Annotated in this window: 14 protein-coding genes; 9 read left to right on the forward strand and 5 right to left on the reverse strand. The window is 69.6% G+C overall.

Features of this window, described 5'->3' with window-relative positions:
• The 3 genes from P2P98_RS18975 to P2P98_RS18985 all read right to left on the reverse strand — a co-directional run.
• Positions 1-884: CHAP domain-containing protein (locus P2P98_RS18975; RefSeq protein WP_275801836.1), on the reverse strand; the 884-nt coding region annotated here is incomplete at its 3' end.
• A gap of 112 nt (positions 885-996) precedes the next feature.
• Positions 997-1,371, reverse strand: coding sequence for an amino acid transporter (locus P2P98_RS18980; protein ID WP_275801837.1), 375 nt, complete (start codon positions 1,369-1,371; stop codon positions 997-999).
• The gene (locus tag P2P98_RS18985; RefSeq protein WP_275801838.1) at positions 1,368-2,003 is read right to left on the reverse strand and encodes an acyl-CoA synthetase; all 636 of its coding nucleotides are present in this window, start codon (positions 2,001-2,003) and stop codon (positions 1,368-1,370) included. Before P2P98_RS18985 ends, P2P98_RS18980 begins: the two co-directional genes overlap by 4 nt.
• 252 nt (positions 2,004-2,255) lie before the next feature.
• On the opposite strand from P2P98_RS18985, the gene P2P98_RS18990 reads away from it, so the two are divergent.
• The 9 genes from P2P98_RS18990 (at position 2,256) to ppsA (ending at position 13,573) form a co-directional block, all read left to right on the forward strand.
• A complete protein-coding gene (locus tag P2P98_RS18990; RefSeq protein ID WP_275801839.1) occupies positions 2,256-7,649 on the forward strand; it encodes a DUF6531 domain-containing protein in 5,394 nt (1,797 codons plus the stop codon).
• Positions 7,646-8,044 (forward strand): hypothetical protein, encoded by a 399-nt coding sequence (locus tag P2P98_RS18995; protein WP_275801840.1) that lies wholly within the window; start codon positions 7,646-7,648, stop codon positions 8,042-8,044. The genes P2P98_RS18990 and P2P98_RS18995 overlap by 4 nt, the downstream gene beginning before the upstream one ends.
• A gap of 35 nt (positions 8,045-8,079) precedes the next feature.
• Positions 8,080-8,667: a hypothetical protein gene (locus P2P98_RS19000; protein ID WP_275801841.1), complete on the forward strand. Its 588-nt coding sequence runs from the start codon at positions 8,080-8,082 to the stop codon at positions 8,665-8,667.
• 11 nt (positions 8,668-8,678) lie between these two features.
• On the forward strand, positions 8,679-8,978 hold the full coding sequence (locus P2P98_RS19005) for a hypothetical protein (RefSeq protein WP_275801842.1): 300 nt from the start codon (positions 8,679-8,681) through the stop codon (positions 8,976-8,978).
• Between the two features lie 94 nt (positions 8,979-9,072).
• Positions 9,073-9,468 (forward strand): hypothetical protein, encoded by a 396-nt coding sequence (locus P2P98_RS19010; protein ID WP_275801843.1) that lies wholly within the window; start codon positions 9,073-9,075, stop codon positions 9,466-9,468.
• A 76-nt stretch (positions 9,469-9,544) separates the two neighbouring features.
• Entirely contained in the window at positions 9,545-9,793 is a 249-nt protein-coding gene (locus tag P2P98_RS19015; protein ID WP_275801844.1) for a hypothetical protein, read from the forward strand.
• Positions 9,793-10,191, forward strand: a complete 399-nt coding sequence (locus P2P98_RS19020; protein ID WP_275801845.1) for a hypothetical protein — start codon at positions 9,793-9,795, stop codon at positions 10,189-10,191. The genes P2P98_RS19015 and P2P98_RS19020 overlap by 1 nt, the downstream gene beginning before the upstream one ends.
• Before the next feature lie 116 nt (positions 10,192-10,307).
• Positions 10,308-11,150, forward strand: a complete 843-nt coding sequence (ppsR, locus tag P2P98_RS19025; RefSeq protein WP_345799734.1) for a pyruvate, phosphate dikinase/phosphoenolpyruvate synthase regulator — start codon at positions 10,308-10,310, stop codon at positions 11,148-11,150.
• The gene (gene ppsA / locus P2P98_RS19030; RefSeq protein ID WP_275801846.1) at positions 11,147-13,573 is read left to right on the forward strand and encodes a phosphoenolpyruvate synthase; all 2,427 of its coding nucleotides are present in this window, start codon (positions 11,147-11,149) and stop codon (positions 13,571-13,573) included. Before ppsR ends, ppsA begins: the two co-directional genes overlap by 4 nt.
• Before the next feature lie 8 nt (positions 13,574-13,581).
• On the opposite strand, the gene P2P98_RS19035 is transcribed toward ppsA, so the two are convergent.
• Together P2P98_RS19035 and P2P98_RS19040 are read right to left on the reverse strand one after the other, a co-directional pair.
• Positions 13,582-14,778, reverse strand: coding sequence for a hypothetical protein (locus tag P2P98_RS19035; RefSeq protein WP_275801847.1), 1,197 nt, complete (start codon positions 14,776-14,778; stop codon positions 13,582-13,584).
• Positions 14,771-16,309: YcaO-like family protein (locus tag P2P98_RS19040; RefSeq protein ID WP_275801848.1), on the reverse strand; the 1,539-nt coding region annotated here is incomplete at its 5' end. The genes P2P98_RS19040 and P2P98_RS19035, both read right to left, overlap by 8 nt.

Here is a 16,309-nt window from a genome sequence, read left to right on the forward strand (position 1 = left end):
TTGAAGTCACCGACACCCGCCCAATCCGGCTTACCGTATCCGCTCAACCACGTCGAACTCGAAAATCCCGACCCATTCGACAACAGCACCTTGACACCATTGTTGTTCCACGACTCATACCAGGCGAGATCCGACCTCCCATCACCGTTGAAGTCACCGACACCCGCCCAATCCGGCCGACTGTAACCGCTCAACCACTCCGAGCCCGAGAAACCCGAGCCATTCGACAACAGCACCTGCGCTGCGCCGTTGTGATTCCACGATTCGTACCAGACCAGATCAGACTTCCCATCACCATTGAAGTCGGAAGCCACACGAGGAACGCTCGGAGCCTTCTTCCCGACATGGATGAACCCGCTCACCTCGCTGATGCGATATTTGCGCCAATCGAAGTCACCGCCGGCGTTGTCCTCGGAAACGGTTATCGTCCCGGCCTGAACATCCACCGACTCGACGTAGGCGACGTGCCCGAACCCGGGCGCGACCGATCGATCGAACCACGCCACGTCTCCGGGCCTCGGATTCGATTTGTCGACGGAGATGCCCTTCGATACGGCAGCGTTGCCCCACTCGTATGCGTTCCCCTGCCCAGTGATCGTAAACCGGCTGACCCCGTCGCGGCCCAACCGGTACGCAACATAGTTCGTGCAGTTGTGACCGCCGATCATGTTCCAGAACGACGTGGTGTAAACGGATTCGTAACCACCGTTACCCAACTGCTGCTTGTTGCACTGCGCGAAGCCTGTGCAGATAGCCGCGCCCCCGAGAGCTTGCGCCGCCGGGGCCGGTGCCCCCACGACGAGCGCCGACGAAGCCAAAACAACCACAGCCATCGACACGACCCACGCACGCACGCGCGACGGAAAAACCCGTGAACCGATCACGAGGCAGACCTCCCAGAGAGCGGTCTCGGGTAGACCGCGCGATCAGGGTATCGCCACCACCACCCCTGCGATAGGTCAGCGGGGTCATTCCTCTTCGGGCCTTCGAAAAGCGCTAGCCCCGCGGCTTCTCGGGGCCGCCGTCGGCCGGCGGAGCCTCGGGGGCGTTCGCGGCGTCGGGGGCGGTGGCATCCGGAGTCTCTTTCGGAAGCAGCAACGGCCGGTCGACGGTCGCGGTGACCTTCGCGGGGTCGACGACGAGAAGCATGAGCGCGACGCTCACGAGCACCACGATGAAGGTGACGCCGGCGGCGACGAGACCGACCACGAGAGCGCGCTGGATCTCATCGGCGGGACGCGTCTGGAAGAAGCCCATCGACATGAGCGTGACGAAACCGGCGAACACGGCGGCACCGAAGGCGAGGCCCAGCAGCTGGACGGGCTTCATCAGATCGCGACGGGTCGGCTTTTCGGCGGGCTTGTCGGTCACGACACGGCCTCCTCGGTGGGTGCAGCCGGAATCGGCTCGGGGCGGCGCGGCGAGAATCCCGCGATCGCCAGGAAGACGGCGACGACCGCCGCGTAACCGCCGAAGAGCCCGACGGCGATGACGATGCCGGTCAGCGTGAACGAGCCCGCTCCCTCGATCGCGTAGCCGAGGGCGAACTGCGGGTTGGTGACCAGGAGTCCGACACCGAGGACGAGAGTCAGGATGCCGATGAGCAGACCGTCGCGCGGGGCGGCGGCGGCGCGACCGGCCCGACGATCGCGGATCGCGGCGATCACCTCGACGAGGCCGCTCACAAAGGCCCACGCGATCACGATCGCGAAGAAGGTGCCGGTCTCGCGCCACGACGGGACGCTCGCCGCCATGCCCGCGATCGCCGAGACGACCGCGAGGACGATGACCGTCGCGCGGGCGCCACGGGGGAAGACGACCCAGGCCGACAGCGCGAACACGAGCGCCGTGGCGAGCGTGAACCCGCTGAAGACAGCGAGGCCCACGGACGCGGAGTGGTCCGACGAGAAGGTGACCATGGCAGCGGCGACGGCGGCGAAGAAGGCGCGCGCGAGCTGCAGATGGCGCACGTCGAAGGCGCGCGCAGGAGAGGAAGTGGCCACGGAAGATCCCGGAAGAACGGTGTCGATGGCATCCAGTCTATTCCTCGGGGAGCGCGCGACCTCCGGAGAGCCTGGATGCTGACGGGCTCATCGGCAATCCCCAGGTGACGCCGTGCGGGAGCGGAACGGCCGTCTTCTTGCTGCAGACGCCGAGCAAAATCAAGTCTTCCGGGACGAAAAAGGGTGGCGAGTTATCCTTTCTGTCGCCATGAGCGGTCGGTGTGTGACCGCGGGACGACTGGGGGGTTTTCGGTGGCTGATGTCGATCTCGAGGTGTATGGGGCACCTGACCTGACGTACGACTTCGGACGGGCCGACGCTGTCGCGTCGGCGGCGAACGCGGCCGCGAACCACATCGAAGATCAGACCGCGTCGCGGATCTCGTACGCCGCGACGGCGCGGACCGATTTCTCGGGCTACTTCTCCGAGCTGTTCAACGCGAACGCCGACATCGCGGCGAGCGACGCGCGCGAGCTGGTCTACCGACTGCGCGACGTGGCGTCGTTCATGGGGCGCCTGAGCGATGCGGCGCGGGAGGAGAACGCGCGGCGCAAGCGCGCGCGGGAGTGGCGCGACCGAGTCGAGGCGCGGCGGTCGAACTGGCTGGACGCGACGTGGGACGACATCTTCGGCGAGGAGCCGCCGCCCACCGCGGGGCCGATCGATCCGCCGGTGTTCCAGGCCACGACGCTGACGTCGTCGCCCCGACAGACGCCCGCACCGGGCGGCGGAGGCGGGGGCGGCGGCACGTCGTCGGCGCGCCCCGAGAACCTCCGGTCGTTCGCCAACGGCACCGCGGAATTGGACGCCGGCCTCTCGGCGCACCCGGGGCGTCTGTCGGAGTGGACCGGCGATTTCATGGCGACGTGCGATTTCGGTGGCATTGATGTCAGTCCGGTCGTCGCGGGTTTCCGCGCGTGGTTGGACGCGAATGCGAATGACACGGCGTGGGCGAACACGATCGCGCAGGCGTTCGAGGACGCCGGGACGAACGGGGGCATCGGGACGGTGTCGGATGCCGCGTTGGCGGCGTCGCTGGCCGCGGCGGGGGTGTCCGCGACCCGTCAGGACCTGACCATCGACCCCCCGACCGCGTGGGGCGGGGCACCGACGACGGGGTTCGTGAACGACCCGGTCAACTCCGCCACCGGCAACTTCCTCGAGCCGGAGAACGACCTGCCGTTCCCCGCGGCGACGGCGCTGCTGTCGCTGACACGCATGTACAACTCCCTGAACGACGGGGCGGGGGTGTTCGGTGTCGGGTGGTCGTCGATCCTCGACACCACCCTGCTGCTGTCCGACGATGATGCGCGGTTCGTGATGGCGGACGGGCGGCAGATCGTGTTCGGCCGGGACGGGCGCGACTGGGCGCGAGGCACCGGGGAGAACTCCTGGCTCAACCGCGCCAGCGCGGACGACCTCGCCGCGCGCGGGTTGGCCCTGTCCGAGGGCCTGCTCGTGACGGACAACGCCGGGGCCTGGTGGGCGTTCACCACCGGCGGCGACTGGCTCGGCGCCGGCGCCGGAGCCGGCAACGTCGTGTCAGTGGTGCGCGATGCCGCCGGGGCGATCGTCGCCCTGGAGCACTCCCGCAACCGCCGCATCGACGTCGACTACGTCGACGGACTCGTGGCATCCGTCACCTCCTCCGACGGGCGCCGCGTCGAATACCTCTACAACGACGACCACCGCCTCACCGCGGTCACCGGCCCCGCCGGGACGCGCACGTACCGGTGGAACGACGACGACCTCATCGACCAGGTCACCGCCGCGACCGGTGTGATCGAGTGCACGAACGTGTACGACACCCAGCGGCGCGTGCGGGAGCAGACCACGGAGTTCGGGCGTCACACCCGCTTCACCTACCTCTCCGGCCGCGTCACCGAAGTCGCCGACGCCGACGGGTCGAACGCGAACACGTGGATCGCCGACCGCAAGGGCCGCCTCGTCGGCGTCATCGACACGGACGGCAACCGCCAGTCGATGGCGTACGACGCGTCCGGCAACCTCGTCTCGGTCACCGACCGCGAAGGACGCATCACCGTCCACGCCTACGACACCCGCGGACGCAAGACCCGCACCGTCACCCCCGACGGCGCCGACATCACCTACGGCTACGACGACCACGACCGCATCACGACAGTGGTGACCGCCGACGGCGGTGTCGTCACCTACGACTACCCCAACGATCTGGAGCGGAACCCCTCCCGCATCACTGACCCCGGCGGCGGCGTCACCGAACTCGACTGGGCCGAAGGGCTGCTCCGCCGGGTCGAAGACCCCGAGGGTGTCGTCGTGCGCTTCGACTACGACGCGCACGGGGAACTGGTTGCCACGCGGAACGCCGACGGCGCCACCGCACGGCTGGTGCGTGACGGCGCGGGCCGCGTCACCCAGGCGATCACGCCGCTGGGCGCGGTCACGCGCTACACCTACAGCTCCGAGGGTTCGCTGCTGAGCCGGGAAGACCCCGACGGCGCGATCTGGCGTTACGAGCACGGCCCCGGCGGGGTGGTCACCGCGATCATCGACCCTCTCGGCGCCCGCACCGAGCTGGAGTACGGCCCGCACGGGCAGCTCACCCGCACCACCGATCCGCTCGGGCGTCGCATCGACCGCTCGTTCGACCACTTCGGCAACGTCACCGGCGTCACCCTCCCCGACGGCGCGACCTGGGGCTTCACCCACGACGCCCTCTCCCGCCTGCGCGAGATCACCGATCCCACGGGCGGGGTCTGGACCCGCGAGTACGACGCCGTCGGCGAGCTGGTGCGCACGACCGATCCCACCGGCGTGCACACTGACATCTCGCGCGAGGACACCACCTTCACGGTGCGCACCGCATTCGAAGAGACCTCGGTCCGTTACGACAGCTACGGCCGGCCGGAGAGGATCCAGGATGCCGCGGGCGACGCGTCGCTGATCACCTACGACGTTTGCGGGCGCCCGGTCGAGCTCCTCGACGCGGACGGCGGCCTCACCCGCATCGACCGCGACCTGGCGGGTCGCGTCATCGCGATCACGACCCCCGCGAGTCGCACGACCCGATACGAGTACGACCACTGCGGACGCCCCGTCGCGGCCGTCGACGCGAACGAGGCCCGCACCACCCTCGAGTACGACGCCGACTCGCGCGTCGTCGCCCGTGTCCTGCCGACCGGCGAGCGCGCCGAGACCGTGTACGACGAGGTCGGGCGCGTGGTCCGTCTCGACACCCCCGGCGTCGGCGTCACCCGTCTGGGTTACGACCTCGCGGGGCGCCTGACGTTCTCGCAGGACGCCCGATACGGTATCCGTCGCTTCGCGTACGACGCCGCCGGCCAACTCGTCGCCGCCACGAACGGCATCGGTGGGGTCACCCGGTACGCCTATGACGACCGGGGGCGCCTGGTGTCGATCACCGATCCCCTCGGATCGGTGACGACGCGCGCGTACACCGACCTCGCCCAGGTCGCCTCGCAGACCGACCCGCTCGGGCGGGTGACCACCGCCGCGTATGACGCAGCCGGTCGCCAGATCGCGCAGACGGCGCCGGACGGCGTCACGACCGAGTGGACGTACGACGCTGCGGGGCTGGCATCCGGTCTCTCGGTCGACGGGCGCCGGGTCACCGAGATCCGCCGCGATCCGGGTGAACGATCCGCCACGGTCGTCGACCACACCGGCGCCGAAACCGTGTCCCACACGCTGCGCTACAGCCGCATCGGCCGGCTCGTCGAGCGCGTCACGGGCGACGAGACGACGCGGTGGGAGTACGACGCCGACGGTGCTCGCACCCGCCTCGTCACCCCCACGGGGGTCACCGTCGACTACACACGGGATGCCGCGGGCCGCCTCACCCGTCTGGATCACTCCCGCCTCGGCGCCGTGCACTACACGCGCGACGCGTTCGGGCGGATCCTCGAAGCCCGCGCAGGCGACAGCCTGCAGACCTGGGACTACGCAGACGGCTTCCCGGTCGCGCACACGCGGACCGATGCCACGGGCGCGACCGTGACGCGCATCGAGCGCGACCACACCGGCCGGATCCTCGCGATCACGGATGCCACGGGCTCGACCCGTTACCTGCACGACGAAGCCGGGCAGCTGGTGTCGGCCGTCACCGACGCGGGCGAGACGCTCTGGCAGTACGACACCGCCGGACGCCTCGTGCGAGAGACGTCCCGCGAGGGTGAGCGCGTCTCGACGTACGACGCGGCGGGGCAGCTCCTGTCGCTGTCGGACGCCGCCGGGATGACCGCGTTCGCGTACGACGAGCGGGGTCGCCGCGTGCGCGAGACCGCTCCGGGTCACGAGACGACCTACGCCTGGGACGAGCGAGGGTGGCTCCGCGGCATCACCGAGCGCGCGTCGGGCGGCCAAGAACGCCACGTCGCCCTGCGCGTCGATGGGCTCGGCGACCTCGTCGAGGTCGACGGCATCCCGCTCCTGTGGGACACCGCCGACGGTACGCCCCGCGCTCTGCGCGCCGGCTCGACCGACCTGTTCCGCGCCCCCGGCGCTCTGGCCGGCATCGACGGCGAATGGATCGTCGGAGGCTGGCGCGACGCGCGCTCCGCCGCGGCCGACGAGCCGTGGGCAGCGCTGCGTGCGGTGCAGGCGCTGAGTGGTGACGCGGTGTCGATCACCCCGGGCGGGGATCTCGCGATCGCGGGACTGGAGTGGATGGGCGCACGCGCCTACGACCCGGCGACCCGTGGGTTCCTCACCACCGACCCCCTCGAGGCGCCCGTCGGAGCGGTCTGGGGCACGAACCCCTACTCGTACGCGGGCAACGACCCGCTGCACGCCACGGACCCGCTGGGTCTGCGTCCGGTGACGGACGCCGAGCTCACGGCCTACGGCGAGGCCCGGCAGGGGGCGCTGGCCACGGCGACAGACTGGGTGGGGGACAACTGGGACGTCATCCTCGCCGGGGCCGTCGTCGTCGTCGGAGTGGGGCTGATGTTCACCGGGGTTGGTGGGCCGGTCGGCGCTGTCCTCATCGGTGCCGCCAGCGGGGCTCTGATATCCGGCGGAACATCGTATATCTCACAGAAGACCACGACGGGAACGGTCGACTGGGGAAAGGTTGGGACGGACACGCTCACCGGCGCCGTTTCAGGAGCTGTCGGAGGAGGCGTCGCAGCGGGGCTGGCCAGGGCGAAGGATGTCGTGCGCATCGCCTCGTTTGCGGATGACGCGGGGAAGGGCGCGCAGAACCTCTATAACTTCCTCAGGAATCCCATCAATCGGGGGATGGTCTCGGGTGGCGCCAGCGGATCCACGGGCAACGTGCTCGACTACCAGTTCAGTGACGGCGACCATTCCCCCCTGGGCTACCTCCAGGCCGGCGCCTCAGGACTTGTCACGGGCGCCGGCAGTTCCGCGATCTCCGGCCACCTCGGGAAGGGCCTTGCAGAAGAGATAGCGGAACGATTCCCTGGTTTCGTCGCGGCCACGACCAGTGGCCGACACGCTGCGCCCCTCAACTACGGAAGCATGTTGGCTGAGCTGGGAGTGAGCCACGTCACGGGTGCCCTCGGCGGCCTGGTGAACACTGTGCTCAAGCCCGGCGACATGAGGTCGACGGACATCGTCAGTGGTCTGCTCCAGGGCTTCGCGAATGGCGGGGACGGACCCGTTGTAGGAAGGTGGGCACCGTGATGGCGACTCCCCGGCGCAAGTCCTCGCTCAGGCTCAAGGTGTTCGGATCGATCTTCCTCCTCATGGTGGGAGTCGTCGTCTTCTTCCTCTTCGTCGCCCCATCGCTGGAGCGGAACGCGCTCACGACATGGCAGTGCGACGTGACATCGGCGGAGCCTCATGAATCATCAGGAACGTTCAAGGGGTCGACCACGCTGCCCAGCGTGCTTCTGCACACGAGCGACTGCGGTGACATCGCCCTTCAGAACGGCGTGACCTTCGACAACAACACTGAAATCGCCGCTGACTTCGTGCCAGGTACCTACGACTTCCAGATTGGTTGGGTATCCGCTTTCCTGATCAGACTCCTCCCGAACGGGCTTCCCGAGGCCCAGTCGTATGAGCCCGTGAGCTGACCGACGCCCCGATCGAGTGCATGAAAGGCTGAGCCATGAACTTCTCCACCACGGCCGTGAGTGTCGGAGTCGCCGTCGCCGCGATGGTCATCGTCACACTGGCCGTGTCAGCCGGCATCCGCCGCTCCCCATCGACCGCGACCTACAAGGCCACCAAGGCCAACGTCCTCTTCGTCGTCTCCACCCGACGCTGGCAACGCGTGCTCATCCGCACCGTCGGCATCGCCGTCGTCGCGCTGGGAGCCGTCATCGCGTTGGTCGCCTTCACCCGTCCGGCATCACCGCCAGCGATGAGGATCGCCGGCGTTGCCACTGTCGTCGGCGGCATCCTGTTGATCCTTCTCGCCAAGGGCATGCACCGCCTACGGCTCGAAGTGACCCCCGACACCATCTGGTCCTTCCCGATGATCGCGGCACCCCGCGAGATCCCCCTCGCCGAGCTCACGGCCCTCGCCCCGCACATCACGAGCAACTACGGCGGCATCCTCGGAAAGACCGGATCGAAAACCCGGTTCTACGCCACCGGCATCATGCTCGGCTACCCGCAGCTCATCGAATACTTCCGGCAGTACCGCCCCGACCTCCCGATCCCCGACGCCGCCCGCCCCCTGCAGGAGAGGTGAGGAGCACCTCGATGAACGCGGGACTCGTCGACAGCGCGGTCGCAGACGTGGTGACGCTCGCCCAGGCGCTGAGAACCGTCGACGAAGACCGATACGCGACGTTCTTCGACGGGGTCGCCCGTGACCTCCTTCGCGCCGGCAGCCCGGACGAGGTTCGCGAGGCGGCCGCCCGCGGCCTGGCGGTCTTCGGAGGGATGAACTCGTTCACCGACCTCGTGTTGATGGACGGCATCGTCCCCGATGTCGAGAACAATCGCAGAATCGATGAACGACGGGAAGCCGTCTACGACTCTCTCAGGCGTCTCGTCTGATCGGGCGCCGAAGAGCCGACACGCGGCGCAAGGGGAAAGGGATGTCGATGGTGAAGTTCCGGGCCGCCCCGCCACGCGAGCAGTGGCCGAACGCATGAGCCGGCGACGCCAGACGTCACGACGCTCCCTCAAGCGCGGCGCGGTGCTCGGCGCGCTCACCCTGATGATGCTCGCGGCGTTGGGAGTTGTCCTGATTCCCATCTGGGACGACATCGGGATCGAGGGCCGCGAGTGCACGGTGACGGGGGCGAGCGCGGCATCCTCCGGGGGCGGACGAAGCCCGACCCTCCCCATCGTCCGAATCGAGACGAACGACTGCGGAGCCCTGAGCTGGCAGCAGGGGGTCACCTTCGACAACAGTGCCGAGATCGCTGCGTCGTTCGCGCCGGGGGTGTACAACATCGAGACGGGATGGTTCTCCCGCACGATCATGCCGCTTCTGCCCGACGGCCTTCCGACGGTAAAGAGTTTCACCTTCCTGCGGGAATGAACCGGATGCCGACCGCGCGACGACCAGCCGAGATGCTCTTCGTCCGTTGTCGCTCGAGCAGACAGGAAGTCCTCTCATGGCCTACGACGTTCTCGCGACGGCGCGCGGACTGCGCGACGAGCTCGACGCCGCCGGGCACCAGAACTGGTCCCGCGAGATCGACGACGCGATCGCGGGCGGGTCGACCGGCACGGAAATCCTGATGCGCCTGCGAAGCGTCCTGACGCGGCTCGCGCCCGGGGTGCACGCGGGCAGCCCCGAGACCGCCACGCGCGCACGCGCGATCGAGACCGAGGTCAACGGCATCCTGACCGAGGGGCGCTGATGCCGGCGGGTCGAAAGAAGAAGCCTCCGAGCAAACTCGCGGTCCTCGCGTCCCTGCTCGTCGTCGCACTGGGGTTCGCGCTCACCGTGTTCACGCTCTTCATCGGGCCGCCGCTCGAGAACAACGTGCTGACCACGTGGCGGTGCACCGTCACCTCCGCGGAGCCACGAGAGTCCTCCGGCGGGTTCAAAGGGTCGAGCAGCCTTCCCAGCGTGCTCCTCCACACCACGGAGTGCGGTGACGTCGTGCTCCAGAGGGGCGTCACCTTCGACAACTCCGCGCGCGTCGCCGCCGAGTTCCGACCGGGCGTCTACGACTTCCAGGTGGGGTGGGTCTCGGCTCACATCATGCCGCTGATCGGTCTTGCCAGCGTGCAGTCCTACGAAGCAGTGCCCTGAGAGCGCGGATTACGCATCGGATAAGAATCCGATTTCTTACTTTCACTTGGCGCAGGAATTCTGAGTGAACTTCCCTAGCGTCGTCGCATGGCCCACCCCACGACACCGCGGACACCGTGCTGAGCGCCGCCACGCGCGCGGTGTTCTTCGTGTCCGACAGCACGGGGATCACCGCCGAGACCCTCGGCAACGCGCTCCTCGCCAACTTCCCCGCCGCCCACTTCGATCGCCACACCATCCCCTTCGTGGGGACGGTGACGCCCGTGTCGACCGTCGCCGCGGCATTGCAGAGCGCGACGACGCCGGAGGCCGCGCCGATCGTCTTCGCCACGGTGAAGGATGCCGGCATCCGGGCTCTGATCGCCGGCTCCGCGGCGGTGGTCATCGACCTCCTCGCGGGGCACCTGACCGAGCTCGAAGCCGCGCTCGACACCCCCGCCGAGCAGCGCTCGGGGCAGTATCACGGGCTCGGCGACCTCGAGCGGTACTTCGCGCGCATGCGCGCGGTCGAGTTCGCGATCGAGCACGACGACGGCCAGAGCGGCCGCGCGCTCGACACCGCCGACGTCATCATCGTCGCGCCCTCCCGCTGCGGGAAGACGCCGACCACGATGTACCTCGCCCTGCACTACGGGCTCCTCGTGGCGAACTATCCGCTCACCGACGACGACTTCCCCACCGACGGCCTGCCGCGCATCGTCGCCCCGCACGCGGATCGCTGCTTCGGGCTCACCACCACCGCGCTGCGCCTCAGCCAGGTGCGACACGAGCGCCGCCCGAACTCGACCTACTCCAGCCTCGCCCAGTGCACCCTCGAGATCCGCCGGGCCGAAGACCTCTACCGCCGCACCCGTGTTCCCTTCCTCAGCTCCGCGACCCGGAGCGTCGAGGAGATGTCCGCCGTGATCCTGCAGTCGATGAAACTGCGGGACCGCCCCCACGAAAGGCCCACCCCATGACCAACATCCTTCGTTTCGACGAGATCGGCATGAGCGATCTCGCGCAGGTCGGCGGCAAGAACGCCTCGCTCGGCGAGATGGTGTCGCACCTGGCATCCGCCGACGTCCGGGTCCCGCCCGGGTTCGCCACCACCTCTGATGCATTCGGACGCTTCCTCGCCGAGGGCGGGCTCGACCAGCGCATCCGCGCGGCGGTCGAGGGCATCGACGTCGACGACGTCGCCGCGCTGAGCCAACTGGGAGCCCGGGTGCGCGCCTTGATCGAGGAGCAGCCCTTCCCGGCCGATCTCGAGACCGACATCCGCACCGCCTACGCGGCGCTCGTGGCGGAGGAGTCGGATCCGGATGCCGTCACCTGGGCCGTCCGTTCGAGCGCGACCGCGGAAGACCTCCCCGACGCCTCGTTCGCGGGTCAGCAGGAGACCTTCCTCAACATCGGAGGGATCGAGAACATCCTGCAGGCGATCCGTCGCGTCTTCGCCTCGCTCTACAACGACCGCGCGATCGCGTACCGCGCGCACCACGGCTTCGACCACCACGAGGTCGCCCTCTCGGCCGGGGTGCAGCGCATGGTGCGGTCCGATATCGGTGCTTCGGGCGTCATGTTCACCCTCGACACCGAGTCGGGCTTCGAGGACGCCGTGTTCGTCACCAGCTCGTACGGCCTGGGCGAAGCGGTCGTGCAGGGCGCGGTGAACCCCGACGAGTTCTACGTCTACAAGCCGGCCCTCCGCGCCGGGCGCCCGGCGATCCTCAAGCGGTCGGTGGGCGAGAAGGCCATCGCGATGCGCTACACCGATGGCATCCACGTCGACGACAGCACGGCCTTCGTGGAGGTGGATGCCGCCGACCGGGCGCAGTTCTCGCTCACCGACGCGGAGGTCGAGGAGCTCGGCCGCATCGCCCTGGTCATCGAGGAGCACTACGGCCGCCCGATGGACATCGAGTGGGGCAAGGACGGTGTCGACGGGCGTCTGTACGTGCTGCAGGCCCGCCCCGAGACGGTCGTCTCGCGCCAGTCGGCGGGCGTCCTGCGCCGCTTCGTGCTGGCCGAGCGCGGCCCGGTGCTGCTCGAGGGGCGCGCGATCGGTCAGCGCATCGGCGCGGGACGCGTGCGCGTGCTCACCTCGATCGACCAGATGGCCGACTTCGCGCACGGCGATGTGCTCGTCGCCGACATGACCGACCCCGACTGGGAGCCGATCATGAAGCGCGCCTCGGCGATCGTGACCGACCGGGGCGGCCGGACGTGCCACGCGGCGATCATCGCCCGCGAGCTCGGCATCCCCGCCGTCGTCGGCACGGGTGTCGCCACCCGCGCGCTCGCCGACGGGCAGGAGGTCACGGTCTCGTGCGCCGAGGGCGACGACGGCCTTGTGTACGGCGGCATCCTGCCCTTCGTTGAAGAGCAGACCGAGTTGGACCGGATGCCGGAACCCCCCGCCAAGATCATGATGAACGTCGGCACCCCCGACCAGGCCTTCGCGTTCTCGCGGCTGCCGAACGCCGGCGTCGGGCTGGCCCGGCTCGAGTTCATCATCAACCGGCAGATCGGGATCCACCCGCGCGCGCTCCTGGATCTCGACGCGCTCGACGGCGAGCTCGCGGACGACATCCGCGCGCGCGTGGCGGCCTACCCGTCGCCGGAGGAGTACTTCATCCAGCGCGTGGCCGAGGGCGTCTCGATGATCGCGGCGGCCTTCGCACCCGAGCCGGTCATCGTGCGCCTGTCGGACTTCAAGTCGAACGAGTACGCGAACCTCATCGGCGGTCCGCTCTACGAGCCCCACGAGGAGAACCCGATGCTCGGCTACCGCGGAGCCGCGCGGTACGTCTCCCCCGAGTTCCGCGCGTGCTTCGACATGGAGTGCGAGGCTCTGCGGCGCGTGCGCGACGACATGGGGCTCACGAACGTGCAGATCATGGTGCCGTTCGTCCGCACCGTCGGTGAGGCGGCCGCGGTCATCGACCTGCTCGCGACCAACGGCCTGCGCCGTGGGGAGAACGGTCTCAAAGTCGTGATGATGTGCGAGCTCCCCGCGAACGCGATCCTCGCCGAGCAGTTCCTCGAACACTTCGACGGCTTCTCGATCGGCTCGAACGACATGACCCAGCTGACCCTCGGGCTCGATCGCGACTCGGCGCTCATGGCATCCGCTTTCGACGAGCGGGACCCGGCGGTCCGTCACCTGCTCGGGATGGCGATCGACGCGTGCCGGCGCCAGGGCAAGTACGTCGGGATCTGCGGGCAGGGGCCCTCGGACCACCCCGACTTCGCCGAGTGGCTCGTGGCCCGTGGCATCCAGTCGCTGTCCCTCAACCCCGACACGGTGGTCGAGACGTGGCTCGCGCTGGCCGCGAGCGAGCGGCCGAAGGGGCAGGTGCTGACGGAGGCGCAGCTCGGGGTGTCGCACCGCGGCTGAGCACCCGCTCACCACCCCGGGAAGGGTGTCTGCGCGGCGGCTGCCGGCGTCACGGGGTTCGCCCCCGGGCGTCGCGCGGCCGCCGCGATGAGAGCGGGATCGAGTCGGAACGCCCCCAGCGGCAGGGGGATCGCGTCGGGGCGGAGCACCCTCACGACGCGGCCGTCGGGGGCGAGGTCGACCGTCCAGGTCTCGGCGGCGACGCTCACCGCGGGAGGACCCGGGCGGAGGTCGTCGAGGCGTCCGAGCAGGGCGGTCCGCACGCGCGGGTCGAGGGCGAGCTGCACGTGCGCGAGAGGGTCGAGAAGGCGTCGGCGTGCGCGCGGATCGGTGGGAGCGTAGCGACGGTCCACGCGGGGCGGCACGACCCCCGGCACACCGAGCGCGTGCAGGTCGGAGCCCGGATCGTCGAGCGAGCGCGCGATGACCAGCTGCCACAGCGCCCGGGCGATCGCGGCGCGCTGGCCGGGCGCGTCGAGCCCGTATCCGCCACCGACCGTGAGGACGCGGCCATCGTCGACGGCGGCCAGAGCGACCGGGCCGAGCACTCCGCGATCGAGGCGGCAAAGGGTCAGTTCCAGGTCCGCGTCGGCCCACGAGTCCCGCACCTGAGGAGAGAGAGCAAGGGATGCCGCGGGGGCGAGGCCCGTCCACCAGCACCACAGCGCGTCGTCGACGACGACAGACCTCGACGCTTGCGCGCGTGCGTCGTCGTTGTCGACACCCGCACCGAACCCGCCCAGCAGCGGTGGGTGCACGAGAGGCTCGTCGGGCCGCGCGTCACCGGGACGAGCCACGGCGGCGGTGTACGGCATCCATCCCTCCACGCTCCCGCGGCGAGCGCGCACCCACCGGCGTTCGACGAGGTCGTCGTCGGGCGCGAGCGGGAAGCCGGGCATCGCGCGCTCGATCGGATCGACCCAGCCGAGATCCGATGCGCGGAGCACGGGCGCCCCCTCGGCGGCGAGGCCGCGGGCCGACGCGCGACGGACCTCGAGCTGCCCATGATCGGCCGACCACCAGTGGCGGCGGACGGCGGCGTCGATCGCGTCGGGATCGACTTCGGGGGCGAGGTCGACGACGACCGCGTGCGCATCGACGCCCGTCGCCGTCGGCATCGCGATCTGCAAGTGGTGGAACGCCGCGGGGAACGGGGCCGCGTGGCCGACCCGCACCGGGCGGGCGGTCAGCGTGCGATCAGGCATGCGGCAGCGGGAACAGGTTGATCTCGTGCTCGGCGAGAGGGGTCTCACGCCAGCCCAGCTCGACCGCGATGCGCTGGACGCGTCCGTGGCCGAGGAACGGGAACGCCGCAGGGGCGTTGCCGATCGTCCCCGGCGCGATCACTCGGACGACCGTGAGTCCGGCGCTGCGGATGTCGGGGGTGGTGATGTCGACCACGATCGGCTCGACGTCCGCGCGCTCGAGGGCTGCGATCATCGCGACACGGGAGCGCTCCGGCATCCGCGGCACGCTGGCGATCGGTCTCCCGGAAGCGGGGCGCAGGAGACGATCCATGCGCTTTCCGGCGCGGGGATCGAGGTACACCTGCTGCTGCACCATGAGGTCGTCGCAGTCGTGCATGTCGGCGCGGAAGTCGTCGAGGTAGCGGCGGTCGGCCCGCCAGGGCTTGAACGCCCGACCGTTGAGCTCGCCCTCGGTCATCACCCGCCAGTGCAGGCCGTCGGCGTGCAACAGGTCGCGCGAGCCCTCCTGCAGCGTGTACGCCTCGGTCAGGGCCTTCGAGGCTGCGGAGGCGAAGTCAGGGCGCGCCGAGAAGCCGACATTGACCAGCTGATCGTCGTCGTCGTGCAGGATCGCGGCGGCGACGGGAACGGCGAACTCGTTGTCGAGATGGACGAACGAGACGCGCGAGCCCTCGGCGACCGGCGGCGCGGTCACGCCCTCGACACGGGGAAGGGGCTGCGCGTTCAGCCACCACACCATCGTCGCGTGACGCTCGACGACCTCTTCGATCGCGCTGGTCACGGCGAACTCCTCGCTGGGGCCTGCGGCGATGCCCGCGAAGGCGCAAAAGTTCGTCGGCGGCGCGGCGGCCACGTCGGCCGAATACCAGTTGACGTAGACGAGGGATGCCGGCACCCAGATCTCGCGACCGGTCACCGCCGATCGCCCCGGCACCCAGTGCACGGGCAGGTCGGCGTCGAGCGGGACGAAGGGGAATCCGGGCGCGGCGTACTGCGCTTCGCTGTACAGCACGAGTCGGCGCGGGTCGAGCGCCGGCACCCCCGCCCGGCGCAGCTGCGCGAAAGAGCCGTGGCGTACGGGCAGGGTGTCGAGGATGTTGCCGCAGTACCGCTCCACCGACTCGCCGATCGCGGCCGCCTGAGCGGAATCGGCATCGTCGAACGCCGAGCCCTGACAGAGCACGTTGTTGGCCCACGACGTCACCGCACGGATGTCGGCGACGTCGGCCTGGCGGGTGACGAGACCCGCGGGAACCCGTGCGTGGTGGCGGACATCACGCACGCGGGTGATGACGCCGGAACGCTCGTCGACGAGGTCGAGCGTGGTGTGCCGGCGGTGTCGCGTGCGCCGGTGCGGCAGCGGGAGAACGGGGTGCGACACGTGATGCACCTTCCCGTCCTCCAGCCACAGCTCGCGGAGGAGATCACCCGGTGCCTGCGCGAGGTCCTCACGGGCGATGGTCTCGGCGGCGACCGCGACCAGCTCCCACATCGCGTCGAGCAGAGCGGGCAGGTCAGCGGCATCCGG

The organism is Microbacterium sp. Kw_RZR3, from assembly GCF_029222405.1.
Classification (GTDB): Bacteria; Actinomycetota; Actinomycetes; order Actinomycetales; family Microbacteriaceae; genus Microbacterium.